The organism is Bifidobacterium [indicum] DSM 20214 = LMG 11587 (assembly GCF_000706765.1).
GTDB classification, from domain to species: Bacteria; Actinomycetota; Actinomycetes; order Actinomycetales; family Bifidobacteriaceae; genus Bombiscardovia; species Bombiscardovia coryneformis.
Genome location: NZ_CP006018.1, coordinates 1,108,467 through 1,123,619 on the forward strand (window position 1 = coordinate 1,108,467; position 15,153 = coordinate 1,123,619).

Sequence of the window (15,153 nt, forward strand, 5' to 3'; positions counted from 1 at the left end):
AAGGCACGGGTTGAGTGACATCCGTGCGCCGGCATTACCCGGTAAACGTTCGTCCGGTCGAGGCTGAGCCTCCTCTCAGCCACACGCTGCTCTGCAGCATGCGGCCCCCGTGTCACCACCTACTTTAGGACCAGCCTTGGTCAATTCCCCAGGCTGTCCAGGAGCAGCGCCTCAGTGACGATGTTGCGTTCCAGACCATAGAGGGAGATGGACTCATTCGGACTGTGGGCGTTGCCCTTGGGATCCTCCGGCCCTGTGACCAGAACCTGGGCCTTGGGGAAGAGACGCTTGAGCTCCGGTATGAACGGGATTGAGCCACCCTCGCCCTTGTTGACCGGGTCGCATCCGAAGGCCTGGCGCATGGCCTCCTCGGCGTTCCTGACCACCTGACTGTCGGGATCCATGGCCCATCCCATCCCGTTCTCTCCGCAGGAGAACTCGACCTGGGCACCCAGGGGGGCATGCGAGCGCAGGAAATCGACCAGGGCCTTCTGAGCCTCCTCCGGACGCTGAGTGGGGGCTGTTCTCAGCGAGATGCGGAAGCGGGTCTGATCCGCCAGGACATTGAAGGATCCTTCGACAGGGTGGGCATCGAATCCGATAATCGACGCCGAGGGCTTGGTCCAGAGCCTGGAAGCCAGGGAGTCGGTGCCCGCCAGACGGTAGGAGTCCACCACTCCGGCATCCTTACGCACCTGGTCGGGATCCAGGTCGCGCTGGAGCCCACCTACGGGCTGTCCTCCCTCAATACCGGGGACCGCCAGCTCGCCCTTGTCGTTGTACATGGAGGCGATCAGCATGGCCGCCAGGGTGTTGGAGTCCAGGATGGGACCGCCGAACTGCCCGGAATGGACCGGGTGTTCCAGGACCTTGACCGTGACATCCAGATCCGTATTGCCCCGCAGTGAGGTGGTCAGGCTGGGAATCCGGTCGGACCAGTTGCCGGAGTCGGCCACGATGATCAGGTCGGAGTCGAACTCCTCCTTGTGGGCTTCAATGAAGGGGATGAAGCTGGGCGAGCCCATCTCCTCCTCCCCCTCGATGAAGACCTTGATATTGACCTTGAGGTCGTCGCCCAGGGCATGCAGGGCACCGGAGTGGATGGCGATGCCGCCACCGTCATCGGCCGATCCACGTCCGTAAAGCCTCCCATCACGCTCCACACCGGTGAAGGGGTCGGTTTCCCATGCCGTCGGGTCGGGAACGGGCTGGACATCGTGATGGGCATAGAGAAGGACCGTAGGAGCGGTTTCGTCGACGATTCTGGAACCGATCACTTCGAAGGCACCAGGCGTGCCATCCGCATTGGTGGACTGCACCACCCTGGCATCGATGCCCACCTTCGTCAGCTCCTCGGCCACGAATTCAGCCGAGTTGCGCATATGTTCCCCCGTGATTCCCTTGGCGGAAACCGAACCCAGGGCTATTTTCCCCTTGAGCAGATCGATAATCCTGGCCCAGTCGGCCCCTACCCGGCCCTGAATCTCTTCCAAGCCCAAACCTGTCATGTTCAACCTCCTGAAAATGCTGATGAGTCTAGGCGTCACCGTAACCTGTTCGCATGACATGGAACCCCTTCAAAGGCAAGGACAAGAAGGTACAGGACCAGGAATCGGACACCAAGGAGATTCAGGACCGTACCGGCGGCAAGGGGCGTCCAACCCCCAAACGCAAGGTGGCAGAGGCCCAGACTCTCCGTCCTCTGGTCCCCAAGGACCGCAAGGCAAGCCGTAAGGCCGCCAAGGCCCGCATCAGGGCCAGGGAGGATGCCCAGTATGAGGCCATGAGGACCGGCGATGTCGCCCACATGCCCAAGTCGGAAAGGCTCCCCTGGCGAATCTACATCCGCGACTACGTGGATGCCCGGTTCAACCTGCTTGAATGGACCTTCCCGGCCATCATCGTCATGCTCGTAGGGATGTTTGCATCCATGTTCGCCACTTCCGTGGTCGATCCGGTGACCGCCAACAGCATCTACATGATGCTGATTGTGGTCGTCTACGCCTTCATCATCGTCGGCATCATCGATACCTGGCTGATGTGGCGCAGGCTCAAGGTGAAGCTGATCGAGAAGTTCGGCGAACGTTCCGTGGCCAAAGGCTCCCGCTCGGCCAGCTATGCCTGGCAGCGGGCCATGATGGTACGGCGCTGGCGGGTCCCCAAGCCGACCTCTCCCAAGCGCGGCAACTGGCCCAAGTAAAAGCAACATCTTCGGTCGCGAAAGAGACCCTGCAAGCAAGCACTGCCGTCCTCCCCGTCCGGGGCAGGGCGGCTTTCCTTTTCCCAACCGGATTCGGAAGAATCAAGGAGCGAAATCGGACGTTGGGAAGCGTTCACAGTGTGCAAACACTCAAGCCTGCTCCTCCTCTCTTCGCTAGCATGGGCAACTATGAAACACACAGAGGATGGCATTGACCCCGCTTCGTCGGACCCCCTGGACAGTTCCAAACGTCAATATGACGTCATCATCATCGGCTCGGGACCGGGTGGATACTCCGCGGCCCTGCGCTCGGCCGAGCTCGGCGCCCGGGTAGCGCTGATCGAGCGTGATCCCGTACCCGGTGGGACCTGTCTGAACCGGGGATGCATACCCACCAAGGCCCTACTGACGGCCACACAGGTACTGGAGCAGGCATCCCTTGGTGAAGCCATGGGAATCCAGATGCAGGCAAAGGGCATCGACTACCAACGCCTGGCCGCCTACCAGGATGAGATGGTCGAAGCCATGACCAGTGGACTTACCCAGCTGTTGTCCCAGCGAAAAGTGGACCTTATTCAAGGAGAGGGCTCCATCGTCGGCGATGGACTGGTTTCGGTCAGGACCCCTGACGGCACCGTCCGCCGGTTGACCACCTGCGACACGGTTCTGGCCATGGGTTCCCGCTCACGTGCCCTGCCCGGCATACCGTTCAGCGATCGTGTCATCGATTCCGACCGGGCACTTCGCCTCAAGCCCTTCCGCAAACGGGCCCTGGTCATCGGATCCGGGGATGTGGCCTTGGAATTCGCCACCATATGGCATCAGGCCGGAACGGAGGTGACGCTGATGATCAGGCGTGACCGGGTCCTCTCCCATTGGGGGCGCCGTACCGGACTGGTCATGACGCGTGAACTGAAGCGGCAGGGCATCAACGTCATAACCGATTCCACCTGCCAGGCCATCACCGAATCATCTCCCGACAAACCCCTGACCGTCACCTATGGCCCCACCCAAGGTGGGGTTGAGACGTCTTCCCTGGAGACCGACCTGGTTCTGGCAGCCATCGGCAGGGATCCCCAGACCGACCAGGATTGGATGGAAGGACTTGGAATCGACACCGATGATGCCGGGCAGATTCTGACCGATTCCCAGGGCCGGACCAGCCGGGAACGTGTCTGGGCTTTGGGTGACATCACCCCAGGTAACCATCTGGCCCACCGGGCCTTCCAGCAGGGCATCACGCTGGCCGAGGCCGCGGCAGGCTTGGATCCCGAACCCGTCAAGGAATCCACCATTCCCCGGGTGGTCTATTCCTCCCCCCAGGCGGCCGCCGTGGGATACACCAAGCAGGAGGCACAGGACGACCCCACCCTGAACCAGGTGGAGGAGACCATATACCCCATGCAGGCCAATTCCCGAATGAGAATGAGCGGGTATCAGGGCACTTTGAGCCTGGTTACGGCCTGCCTCTCCTCCGATCTGGACACCCGAATCGTGGTGGGACTGGAGATGGTCTCCCCACAGGCATCGGAGAACATCGCCGAGGTTCAGCAGCTGGTGGGCAACAGGGTTCCACTGGACAGGGCGGCGGGCCTGATTCACCCCCATCCGACCTTTAGCGAGGCGATTGGTGAGGCTCTGCTCAAAGCCGATGGGCGCCCCCTGAACTTGCGGTAGACTGGTCAACCAGTGAACGTTTCCGAGTGAGGATCATATGGCACAAGAGGACAAGGCCAAGAAGCCGAAAAAGAAGAATGGCACGTTTTCCCAAATCTGGAAAATCTACCAATTCACCCATGCAGAGGACAAGGCCCTGCCTTGGTTCCTTCTGGTGGCCATCCTGGTGCCCATCGTGATGGCTGTTGCGGTCTGCTTCATCTTCCATGTCGGCTGGCTGAGCTGGATACTGTTCGTCCTCCTGGGCATCATGGTGGGTCTCCTCCTGGGAACCATGACCCTGACCAGGCGCTCCGACAAGGTAGGATACGCCAAGATGGAGGGTCGCCCCGGCGCTGCGGCCGCAGTGCTGAGCAACATCTCCAAGGCCGGGTTCAGGTTCCCCCAGGATCCCGTCTGGATTGACGCCAAGACCAAGGATGCCATCTGGCGCGGCACCGGTCGGACCGGTGTCTATCTGGTTGGCGAAGGCGACTATGCCAGGGTCACCAAGGCCATGAAACGCGAAGAGGACAAGATTCGCCGCATCACCAAGGGTTCGGACATCCCGATCTACAAGATCAGCGTCGGCCAGGGTCCCAACCAGGTGCCCCTGAACAGGCTCCAGAAAGAGGTCATCAAGAAGAAGGTCAAGATGACTGCGGACGAGTTGGCCATCCTCAACGAGCGTCTGATCACCCTCCAGAAGCGGCAGAGCGCCTTGGGCATGCCGAAGGGCATCGACCCCACCAAGGTCCACGTCAGCCGCAAGGCCATGCGCGGCCGCTGATTCGCCCATGCTTCCACCCCGACACCGAACCTCCAGGCTTAGTGTCGGGGTTTTTCCGTATCAGGACTCTTCACGCCCGTGTTACCGCTTCGGCAGTACGAAACAACCCCGTAACTTAAGTTGCGGGTTGGCGAAAACTCGGGTCTTTTAGACTGTATGACCATAACGGTTCTCATGAAAGGAGCGGTTCAGTGACAGAACTGAAGTCAAAGGCCGATTGCGAAGCTTTGATCAACCAGGAGGGCGTGGAGTATGTCTCCGTCAGGTTTACCGACCTGATCGGGGTTCAGCAGCACTTCACCGTCCCGGCAAGCGAGTTCCTCAATGACGCATTCACGGACGGCATGGCCTTCGACGGCTCTTCCGTACAGGGCTTCCAGGCCATCAATGAGTCGGATATGAAGCTGATTCCCGATCCGGAGACCGCCTACCTGGATCCGTTCCGCAAGCACAAGACCCTGGATGTTGCCTTCTCCATCGTCGACCCGCTGACCGATGAGCCTTATTCCCGCGACCCCAGGCAGATTGCAGCCAAGGCAGAGGCCTACCTGAAGTCGACCGGAATCGCCGACACCGCTTCCTTCGCCCCCGAGGCCGAGTTCTTCATCTTCGACAAGGTCCGCTTCGAGAACAGCATGCAACGCTCCTTCTACGAGGTTGACACCATCGAGGCCCCTTGGAATACCGGGGTGGATGTCGAGGAGGACGGCTCCCCCAACATCGGTTTCAAGAACCGTATCAAGAAGGGCTATTTCCCAGTCCCCCCCATCGACCACTACCAGGACCTGCGCGATGACATGGTTGCCAACCTGCAGAAGGTGGGCCTGATCCTGGAGCGTTCCCACCACGAGGTCGGCGGTGCCGGACAGCAGGAGATCAATTACCGCTTCAACACCCTCCTGCATGCGGGCGACGACCTGATGAAGTACAAGTACGTGGTCCACGAGACCGCTGCCCTGGCAGGCAAGGCTGCAACCTTCATGCCCAAGCCCATTGCAGGCGACAACGGCACGGGCATGCACTGCCACCAGTCCCTCTGGAAGGACGGCAAGCCGCTCTTCTACGATGAGAAGGGTTACGGCGGCCTTTCCGACATCGCCCGTTGGTATGTGGGCGGTCTGATCAAGCACGCCTCGGCGGTCCTGGCCTTCACCAACCCCTCGATGAATTCCTACAAGCGTCTTGTGCCCGGATACGAGGCACCGGTCAACCTGGTCTACTCGGCCAGGAACCGCTCCGCCGCCATCCGTATTCCGCTGGCCGGCACCTCGCCCGCCGCCAAGCGCATCGAGTTCCGTGCACCGGATCCCTCCTGCAATCCCTTCCTGGCATTCTCAGCCCAGCTCATGGCCGGACTGGACGGAATCCTCAACCACACAGAGCCTCCGGCACCCGTGGACAAGGATCTCTACGAGCTGCCCCCGGAGGAGCACGACCAGATCAAGCAGGTCCCCGGTTCCCTGGAAGAGGCCCTGAACGCCCTGGAAGAGGACCACGACTTCCTGAGCGAGGGAGACGTCTTCACCGACGATCTGATCGAGACCTGGCTGGACCTCAAGCGCGGTGAGCTGGCCCAGGCCCGCCTGGCCCCCACCCCCCTGGAGTACGAGCTCTACTTCCATATCTGACCCCTATGCGCCGGACAAATCGATAAAGACTCGGTTCTTCCGGTATGGGTTCAAGCCCCCGGCCCGACGCCTTGGCGCCCGGTCGGGGGCTTGTTTTTCCGCATAGGCGATGCGACCCAACACACCTGGTCCCTCCCCAATGATGAGATTGAAGTGAGAAGAAATCCATGACCGATGGAGGTGGCGGTGCGCTGGGTGCGCGAGTTCATGAGTCTTCCGGACTACCTCCGGACCATGCTGATAGTCGACCTGATGTGTTCCTTCGGCATCGGCCTGGTCATGCCCATCGAACTCCTTTTCGCCACCCACTCGCTGGGAGCCACCATGAGCGAGGCTGCCCTGCTGGTCACCATCAGCTCCATCGGCTCGCTGATTTCCAACCCGATCATCGGTTGGGTCTCCGACCGTCGATCCTCCTGGCTGGCCATGCACACGGCGATGATCTTCTCCGTGATAGGGCCACTGATTTTCACCCTGGCCCATGACTTCACGATGGGGGCCGTCGGAGCCTTCGTCTCCGGTCTGGGGATGGGCATGCAGACCTCCTGGTCCAGCATCCTGACGCAGATATCGACACGTGAACAGCATCGAATCGTCTACGGAATCAACCAGGCTGAAGTGAACCTGGGTATCGGCCTGGGAGCTGCGGTCGGCGGACTCCTGGCGGCAGGCGGCCAGGACTACCTCTACCGGTGGGGATTCGGCGGCCGCGCACTGGGGTTCGCCCTGCTCAGCCTGACCCTGCTCGTCATTGAGCGGCACTACGACCTGCGCGCGCTGACAGCCCGGCTCAAGGTCGAATTCCAGGAAGAGGACGAGAAGGACTCACCTGCCTCCGCGAGCGCAGAAGACGGCAGCACAGCTGAGAGTGCCCAAAGCGGCACCTATGGCGGCTCGACCAGGTCCCTGACCTACGTACTGGTGACCATGGGACTCCTGGTCTGCGGGAGCTTCTTCATGGACCTTTTCGGATACTCCCAGTTCGACGCCGGCCTCGTCACCACGCTCATATCCGATCAGCACATCCCCCGGTGGTCGCTCTCCGTGGTCGATGTGGTCAACACCTTCTCGGTAGTCATCCTGAACATCATCCTCCTCCCCAGGCTGAAGGACCACAACCATGTACGAATCCTGCGCACGGTCCCGGTCTTCTGGGCCGCCGCCTGGATCATCATCGTCCTGGGCCTGAGATTGACCACCACCTTCGGAGCCCTGACCGTGGCCTCCCTGGGAATCATCGTCTTCGGACTGGGCGAGGTCATGATGGGGATATCCCAGCCCGTGGTTGCCGCAGAACTGGCTGGGCCCGCCTACAGCGGCAGGATGTTCGGTCTGCTCAATACGGCGGCATCGCTGGGCTACATCTTCGGCCCCATGTTCGCGTCATACATACTGGCCGGCCATGAGACCATACCACTCCTTGCCATGTGCGCCATCGGCTTGATTGTGGTCAGTCTGCCCTGGCTCCTCTTCATCCCCTCGGGTGAACGTCGCGCTTAGTCAATAATCCCTATATTCACCCGTCTTCGATTCCCGCTGTCTGACGGCCGAAGACCTCATGTAGACCTTCCTGGCCTGGATTGCAAACCGATTGCAACCGGGCGTCATGCCGGCCGATCCATCAGGAAGTGGCGGACATCAGGGTCTTGGCCAGGTCCACAAAGCGGCGCGCCAGGTCGGAATCATCCAGTGAGCCATCCGGCTTGAGCACGGCAGGCCGGCCGGATTCTCCCACGGTCCGAACCTCTGGCTGCAGGGGCAGCTGGGCAAGGAGGGGAACCTGGTACCCCAGGGCCTCGGTCAGTTGGTCGGAGACCCGTTGCCCACCGCCACTGCCGAATATCTCCAGGTGTTCATCCTGATGGTCGTACCAGGACATGTTCTCCACGACCCCACGGACCCTGGTGGGCACCTGAAGCGCCACCAGACCGGACCTGACCGCCACATCAGAGGCACTGGGCTGGGGGGTGGTGACGACCACCAGCTCGCTGTTGGGCAAGGCCTGGGCCACCGAAAGCGCCATATCCCCGGTCCCGGGAGCAAGGTCCAGCAGGAGCACATCCGGGTCACCCCACCAGACATCCGAGAGGAACTGTTCCAAGGAACGTTGCAGCCGTGGACCCCGCCAGAGGATGGCCCGGTCGGACCCTGCGAACATGCCGATGGATATCAGTTTGACACCCCAAGCCGTGACAGGCATGAGCATCCCGTTCAGATTCGTGGGCTGGGTGTCCACACCGAAGAGGTTGGGCAGGGAGAACCCATAGATATCCGCATCAATGGCGGCGGTGTCGTACCCCAGAGCTGCCAGGGTGGCTGCCAGGTTGACCGTGACCGAGGACTTGCCCACACCGCCCTTCCCCGAGGCAATGGCGAAAATTCGGGTCTTGATACCCGGCTTGGTGAAGGGGTTGCTTCGCCTGGCCGCCTTGAGATCCGCAACGAGGTTATTCAGTTTCTCCTTGCTCATGGATGCTACATCAATCCGGGAGTGCAGCCTGGCCCGGGGGTAGGAGGAAACGGCCCCGTTGATCTGGTTGGTGATGGTTTGGGAGAGGGGGCATCCCTTGATGGTCAGCTCCACCCTGACCGTCACATCGTAGTCGGCCTCGGTGGTATCACGGCGTGGTACCACCACGATGTCGGTTATCATGCCCAGGTCCGTGATGGATCGGCCCAGTTCGGGGTCGATGACCTTGCTTAGACGTTCGAAGACCTCGCCCTTGATGCGGCGAGGGAAATCCTCCCAATCCGTCTGGTCGTTCACTCCGCTACCACCGTTTTCCGTTCCAAACTGCTCTTGACCCATGCCGCCCACCATAGCCCGAGACCAGGGCGCACCTCCAGAGCGGGACTGGTCGGATATTGCGAAGAGCCTGGTCAGCCCTCGGCCTGGTCAGCCTGCCCATCGGGACTGCCTGTATCCAGGAGACGGTGGAAGGCCGCCTCATCAAGGATGGGCACACCAAGGCTCTCGGCCTTCTCCGCCTTGGAACCGGGGCTGTCCCCGACCACAACATAGGTGGTCTTCTTGCTGACCGACCCCGAGGCCTTGCCCCCGCGCTCGACTATGGCCTCCTTGGCCGAGTCCCGGGAGAAGTCCTCCAGACTTCCGGTCACCACAACCGTCATACCCTTCAGGGTCTGGGGCTTGGTGCTGCGCTCCACATGGGACCCCACACCATCCGCTTTCCAGGCATCCAGAATCTTCCCACGCCAGTCACCCGGCTGGCGGGCGCCGGAGAACCAATCGACTATGGAGGAGGCGATCTCGGGGCCGACCCCGTCCAGCTCCGACAGTTCATCGATCCCGGCATGCTCAATGGCATCCAGGGAGGGGAAGCGGGTGGCTATGGCCCGTGCCGAGGTGGGGCCGAGGTGCCGTATGGACAAGGCGACCAGGACCCGCCACAGGTCGGCATGTCTGGCCTTGTCGATTTCCTGAAGCATCTGCAAAGTGGTTCGGGAAGGTTCTGCACCGGCCTTGCCCAGGGCGGCATCCTCCGCCTGGACCTCGTGGCTGTTCATGGCCCTGTCACCTTGGGCGGCCTGATCGCTCTTGGGGAGGTTGTAGAAGGCAGGCACCCGGTACCAGAGACCACTGCCTCCGACACGACGCTTGCTGGTGGCGGGTCCGTCCTTCCCCTCCACCTCGACCTGCTCCATCAGGGGAACCTCACGCCAGACATGTACGTGGCGCAGGTCATCGACCTTCAGGTCGAACAGGCCAGCCTCACTGGTCAGAACCGGGCTCTGCCGGGGAGGAAGCTCCAGATCGGGTGCGGGCTGATAGGGCGCCGCCTGCCCGCCCTGGTCCACCAGGACCTCACGCAATCCGGGAGCATAGACATCGACGGAGTCAGGGCGGTTCTCATCGGGGTTGGTCAGGGCGATGGCGCTCTGCTCCCCCAGGTGCTCGATATCCAGCGCCTTCCGGGAGGCCATATGGATGACACGCTCAGTCAGCTGGGCGGGGCATGACTCCACGTTGGGGCAGCGGATATCCACGTCCCCCTCCTTGGCCGGGGCCAGGCGGGCCCCACAGCTAGGGCAGGTCTCGGGCATGACGAAGGATTTCAGGTCCTTTTCCCGTCCCTTCCTGGCCTCCATGACGGGACCGACCAGCTCGGGAATCACGTCACCGGCCTTACGGACCACGACCGTGTCGCCAATCAGAATCCCCTTACGCTTGACCTCAGAGGCGTTATGGAGGGTGGTTCGGGAGACCGTGGAACCGGCCACGGAGACAGGGGTCAGGATGGCCACCGGGGTGATTCGCCCGGTCCTGCCCACCTGGACGGTGATATCCAGAAGTCTCGTATTGACTTCCTCGGGCGGATACTTGTAGGCGACGGCCCAGCGGGGTGCACGGGAGGTGGTACCCAGCCTGCGCTGAAGGTCCCTGTCCTGAAGCTTGACCACGATGCCGTCCAGGGCATGCTCGATGTCGTTGCGGTGCTGTCCGTAGTAGTCGATCATGTCAAGAATCTGATCGAAGGAGGCAACGACCCTGTTGTGGGGTGAAACCGGAATCCCCCACTGCTTGTAGAGCCCATAGGCCTGGGACTGGTCGATGACCTCATCATGTGACCCCTTGGGGTGGGCCGCCCCCCACCGCAGGGAGCCCATACCATGGGCGTAGAAGCTCAGTCGGCGGGTTGCCGTAATGCGGGGGTCCTTCTGCCGCAGCGACCCGGCGGCGGCGTTGCGCGGATTGGCAAAGGGAGGTTTGCCCTCCTTTGCCTGCTGCTCATTCAGGGCCTGGAAATCGTCGAACCGCATGAAGACCTCGCCACGGACCTCCACAAACTCGGGGATGTCCTCGGCCGGCCCCGACAGGTTCTGCGGAATGGTCTGAATGGTTCGGACGTTCAGGGTGATGTCCTCGCCTGTCACCCCGTCTCCCCGGGTCAGCCCCTGCTCCAGAACCCCATTGTGGTAGAGGAGGTTCAGGGCCAGCCCGTCGATCTTGACCTCGCTGGTCATGGCGAGTGCCTTGTCTTCGGGCCAATCCAGATCCTTGCGGATTCCGTCGTACCACTGGCGGAGTTCGTTGATGCTGAATACGTCGTCCAGGCTGAGCATCCGGGAGGGATGACGAACGGAGGTGAAATCGTTGGAGAAGGTTCCGCCTACCCGGTGGGTGGGAGACTGGGGGGTGTCCAGGCTGGGGAAGCTTGACTCCAATTCCTGGAGACAGCGCATCCTGGCATCGTAGGCCGCATCGGAAGAGACCGGAGCATCATCGATGTAATAGGCCACCTGGTCCGACTCGACCCAGGCCGCCAGCTTGGACCAGAGACGCTGGGCCGCCTCGGCGCTCAGGGAACCGGCATCCAGCTCACCCAGCCGCATGGCATCGGCATCATCGGGTTGCAGTGATGCTATCCAGCGGTCACTCCCGATTGCCGGCCTCTCTTCCGAGGCACCCTCGTACCCGGTTCCACCGCCCGTATATTCGTCTTCTTCGCTACGCATTAAGTGACCTCATGAATTGTGCCTGTACCACGTCAACACCCTCATTATCGTCGTCGTTCATCCTCGCGGCCGCCATTGAGAGGGTTCGGGCCGGAACGAACATACCTCCATCAACGCAGATGCGTGCCGCATCCCGCACTATGCCCGCAACCTCGGTATGGGGCCATATCGGCAGCCCATGCTCGGACAGAACCGTCCGGGCGGAGCTGAAGTCATCCGGCAGGACCATGCACTGGGACTGGGCACGACTCCTCAGTTCGGACAGCTCCTCCTTCAGGGCGGAAATCCTGTCAGGGCTGATATGCTCACTCATGATATAGGCGGCGGCAGCCACGTCGAATTCGTCGCGCATCCAGGCGGCGTAGGCCAGACGATAGTAGGCGAAAGAGGCGTCGTCCCTGTCCAGGGCCACCCTCAGGGCGTTCAGGGTTGCCGCCCGGGCCGAGTCCCAGTCCTCCTGGTTGGCCAGCATGACAGCCAACTTCAGGTGGGAGAGTGGATAGGCGGGGGCATACGCCACCATGGCATTCAGATGTTGCAGGGCCGCCTGGTCCTCCTTGAGCTGGGAGAGGACGTCCGCGATCTCCAGGTGGGCGTAGAAGAGGTTGTCGGGAATCAGCAGGGTCTGCTCCCCCGGCGTGGCGAAGAGCCGGTTATAGACCACCCGCTCCGCGTAGGAATTGAAGTAACGCGGCACGCGACCATCGGTCGAAAAGAAGGCATCCATACGGTCGATGGCATCCTGCTCCACCTGAATGGCCTGGGGGGCGGCACCCGAGAAGAGGAGGTCCCTGGCCCGAATCCGCTCCTTGTCGAGCTGGGAGGAAAGGGCGAAGTCGAAATCCGGAACCTTGGTCTCGTCTATCATTGCGGAAGCCACCTGGGGGGCCAGCTGGTCCAATTCCGGGTCCGCGATCTCCTTGATGATTCGCGTGGCTTCCTGGGCCTTTTCGGCTGAGGACATGTTCTGGTTGCCACTGAGTGCATGGAAGAGACCGAGTGCATGCTGGAGGAGATCGGCCCGCTGGATGGACAGGCCAGATGCATGGTCGGCACCGAGGACCTCGGCGGCCTGGGGCGTGAAGACCGTATCGGAGAACTCGGGTTCCTCCTGGGAGGCCCGGGGTGAAAATCGATCGTCCCGCATGTCGAAATCCGCATCAACCGGGGCCAGGCCACCTGCGGGGGTGACCTCCATCGCAGCGTCGAAGAAGCTGAAGACGGCCTTGGGATCGGTGACCCCCGCCTGCCTGACACGGGAAAGGAAGAGTTCCCTGCTGAACGTGACGGTGACCAGGTTGCGTACCGTAGGATTGCTCTGCAGAGCACTCAACGGGTTCTGTTCGTTGCCCTCGCTGCGAGGACGGCCGGACGTGTCGCCGGAGGCATCCACACCTGCACCGTCATCCGAATCCTGGGCGGGGTTCTGGCTGGAAGGCATGGCGAAGGCCACCTCATCCAGGTCCACCCCCTTGATCAGGTCCTTGAACTCCTGGTTGATCTCACTCTCGTCCTCCGTGTTGATCGGACGATCGCTCGGCGTGTCCTCGGCAACCGGACCGCCGTCATGCCCAGACCGATCATCTCCGGTTCCTCCCTCATCCTCAGACGATTCCGTTTCGGATTGGTCCGAGGTCTCAGGGACCTCCTCCTGGGGTGATACCGCATCGGTGACGATCGGATGAGTTGGATCACCGTGAATGTCGCCGTCTTTGGGATCGGCCTTGGACCCTGTCGTCCCCATATCGCCCGACCGCATCCTCTCAAAGGCCTCCAAGGCCTGCCCCATCATGGTGCGAATGGCGGAATTCTGCTCATCAACAGCCTCCTCCAGACCAACCGAATCAATCTGAAGACTGACCTGTCGCACCGAGGAATCCACTCCGAAGGCCAGGGCGGCCATAATCAGTCCCACCCTGAGGTTGTAGTCAGCGCTCATGGCCGCCCTCTGGTCATCGTCCAGGTCAACCCAAGCATGGCGGTCATCATCGTACCGGCTGGATGGCATCATGGCCCGCCCCGCCGACGTGAAGGCAATGGCCACCTCCCCCTCTTCGAGGTTCGAACGGAACTCGACGTCGAAGCGGAAAGGCAGACGCAGACTGCGCATCAACAGGGAGAAGGTCTGGCGGTAGACCCACTCCGACGAGGTGACCTCACCCTGGTCGGTCCGAACGGGCAGGGCCCGTGGGGCCTCCTGACGGACCTTCTCGGCCGTGGCCGCCGCCTTGGACAGGATGGCATTCAGTGCGGTCCGCCCATCATCGTGGATGGGGTCGAAGTCCCGGTCCAGGTCGCCCGACCTGAGCAGGGCGGCAATGGCCGGATCATCCAAGAGGGCCTGATCCAACCGGGCGGCCTGAACCCTGGTCACCGTGTCCTCGGTAGGATAGATGCCCAGGTCCGCGTTGCGTTCCAACCAGGCACTGACAGAGGCGAATCGGTTCAGGTTCCCCTCAATCTGCAAGGCCCGAAGGGCGGCCGAAAATTCCAACCCGGTATCCCAGGTCAGGAAGTAGGCTCCTGAATATGAGGAGGCGTAGAGGTGGAGCGGCTCGGCCCCATGGACGGCCTCCAGACCGGGAACTTCCCCCAGGGCACCCGATTCCTGCATCAGGTCGGCGAAGAGGTCTTCCAGGCCCGAGACGCGCTGACCACTGGACCTGGCCCGGACCATGTCCTGAACGCTGCGGCGGATGGCCCCCATGGGAGCCTCTCGATTGAGTCTGTGGAAGATGTTGCCGGAGCCGAACCCAGTGAAAACCCCCTGGATATGGGGCAGCATGTAGGCCGCAAAAAAGGAGATGGCCACAGCATCCCGGTACTCCAGGTTGAATCGGAGGTCGGGCGGTAGCTGGGGTCGGAGCTGTTCCAGGGTGTACCGGCCGTCATACCGAAGCCAGGAAGCCAGCCAGCAGAGGTTGCCGGTCTGGTCCCTTCCCACGATGCCGCCCTGAATGGCGCGGACGGTGGGGACCTGACCGTCACCTTCCTGGCGACCGAATCGGCGTCCGTAGGGCAGGGAGATCTCCTGTTCCTTTCCCAGCATGAAGGCCGCCTGCTGGTTCTGTACATCCATCTGCCTCTGCTGGCCGACGAAGACCCGGCCATGGTCATCGGCCAAGGCGATCTGGGCGAAGTGGGAACGATCGGTGAAGACCCCGAGCGAGAAGAACCTCCCCCGCGTCCCGGGCCACTGGACCCAGCCCAGGGTCAATCCCTCGGGCACCCCTTGGATTTCGGGGAAAAGATGACGCTTGACCATGGGGCCCAGCTGGTGGCTGGTTGAAGTCAGCAGATCGTGCATGAACTGGTCATCAGGGCGCTTTCCTGTCTGGGCATAAACCTGTGCCGCTTTTTTGACAAGGTCATTCAGCGGCTGCTCGTGATCGGCCGTATCC

At 61.8% G+C, this 15,153-nt stretch carries 9 protein-coding genes and 1 riboswitch; of the genes, 5 read left to right on the forward strand and 4 right to left on the reverse strand.

Features of this window, described 5'->3' with window-relative positions:
- Window positions 1-2 precede the first annotated feature (2 nt).
- Window positions 3-121, reverse strand: a riboswitch (TPP riboswitch).
- A gap of 19 nt (window positions 122-140) precedes the next feature.
- A complete protein-coding gene (locus tag BINDI_RS04340; protein WP_033490349.1) occupies window positions 141-1,508 on the reverse strand; it encodes a dipeptidase in 1,368 nt (455 codons plus the stop codon).
- Between the two features lie 53 nt (window positions 1,509-1,561).
- Here BINDI_RS04340 and BINDI_RS04345 point away from each other — a divergent pair, with 53 nt between their 5' ends.
- From BINDI_RS04345 to BINDI_RS04365, 5 genes are all read left to right on the forward strand, one after another.
- Window positions 1,562-2,200: a DUF3043 domain-containing protein gene (locus BINDI_RS04345; protein ID WP_033490351.1), complete on the forward strand. Its 639-nt coding sequence runs from the start codon at window positions 1,562-1,564 to the stop codon at window positions 2,198-2,200.
- Between the two features lie 189 nt (window positions 2,201-2,389).
- The gene (locus BINDI_RS04350; RefSeq protein WP_081830791.1) at window positions 2,390-3,877 is read left to right on the forward strand and encodes a dihydrolipoyl dehydrogenase family protein; all 1,488 of its coding nucleotides are present in this window, start codon (window positions 2,390-2,392) and stop codon (window positions 3,875-3,877) included.
- Between the two features lie 37 nt (window positions 3,878-3,914).
- Window positions 3,915-4,646 carry a DUF4191 domain-containing protein gene (locus BINDI_RS04355; protein ID WP_033490353.1) on the forward strand — a complete coding sequence of 244 codons (732 nt, stop codon included), beginning with the start codon at window positions 3,915-3,917 and terminating at the stop codon, window positions 4,644-4,646.
- A 191-nt stretch (window positions 4,647-4,837) separates the two neighbouring features.
- Window positions 4,838-6,274, forward strand: a complete 1,437-nt coding sequence (glnA, locus tag BINDI_RS04360; RefSeq protein ID WP_033490355.1) for a type I glutamate--ammonia ligase — start codon at window positions 4,838-4,840, stop codon at window positions 6,272-6,274.
- Window positions 6,275-6,448: 174 nt separating this feature from the next.
- A complete protein-coding gene (locus tag BINDI_RS04365) occupies window positions 6,449-7,774 on the forward strand; it encodes an MFS transporter (RefSeq protein WP_033490357.1) in 1,326 nt (441 codons plus the stop codon).
- A gap of 121 nt (window positions 7,775-7,895) precedes the next feature.
- Here the strand turns inward: BINDI_RS04365 and BINDI_RS04370 are convergent, their stop codons facing one another.
- The 3 genes from BINDI_RS04370 to BINDI_RS04380 all read right to left on the reverse strand — a co-directional run bounded on the left by BINDI_RS04370 (window position 7,896) and on the right by BINDI_RS04380 (window position 15,059).
- A complete protein-coding gene (locus BINDI_RS04370; RefSeq protein ID WP_081830876.1) occupies window positions 7,896-9,083 on the reverse strand; it encodes an Mrp/NBP35 family ATP-binding protein in 1,188 nt (395 codons plus the stop codon).
- Window positions 9,084-9,154: 71 nt separating this feature from the next.
- Window positions 9,155-11,752, reverse strand: coding sequence for an NAD-dependent DNA ligase LigA (ligA, locus tag BINDI_RS04375; protein WP_033490359.1), 2,598 nt, complete (start codon window positions 11,750-11,752; stop codon window positions 9,155-9,157).
- Entirely contained in the window at window positions 11,745-15,059 is a 3,315-nt protein-coding gene (locus BINDI_RS04380; RefSeq protein ID WP_437123909.1) for a tetratricopeptide repeat protein, read from the reverse strand. Before BINDI_RS04380 ends, ligA begins: the two co-directional genes overlap by 8 nt.
- Window positions 15,060-15,153: the final 94 nt, after the last annotated feature.

What these genes read in the sequence shown, in the direction of transcription:
- BINDI_RS04340 (WP_033490349.1), bottom strand. Translation starts at nt 1,508, where the DNA reads ATGACAGGTTTGGGCTTGGAAGAGATTCAGGGCCGGGTAGGGGCCGAC.
- BINDI_RS04370 (WP_081830876.1), bottom strand. Translation starts at nt 9,083, where the DNA reads ATGGGTCAAGAGCAGTTTGGAACGGAAAACGGTGGTAGCGGAGTGAAC.
- BINDI_RS04345 (WP_033490351.1), top strand. Translation starts at nt 1,562, where the DNA reads ATGACATGGAACCCCTTCAAAGGCAAGGACAAGAAGGTACAGGACCAG.
- BINDI_RS04380 (WP_437123909.1), bottom strand. Translation starts at nt 15,059, where the DNA reads ATGCACGATCTGCTGACTTCAACCAGCCACCAGCTGGGCCCCATGGTC.
- BINDI_RS04365 (WP_033490357.1), top strand. Translation starts at nt 6,449, where the DNA reads ATGGAGGTGGCGGTGCGCTGGGTGCGCGAGTTCATGAGTCTTCCGGAC.
- BINDI_RS04355 (WP_033490353.1), top strand. Translation starts at nt 3,915, where the DNA reads ATGGCACAAGAGGACAAGGCCAAGAAGCCGAAAAAGAAGAATGGCACG.
- ligA (WP_033490359.1), bottom strand. Translation starts at nt 11,752, where the DNA reads ATGCGTAGCGAAGAAGACGAATATACGGGCGGTGGAACCGGGTACGAG.
- BINDI_RS04350 (WP_081830791.1), top strand. Translation starts at nt 2,390, where the DNA reads ATGAAACACACAGAGGATGGCATTGACCCCGCTTCGTCGGACCCCCTG.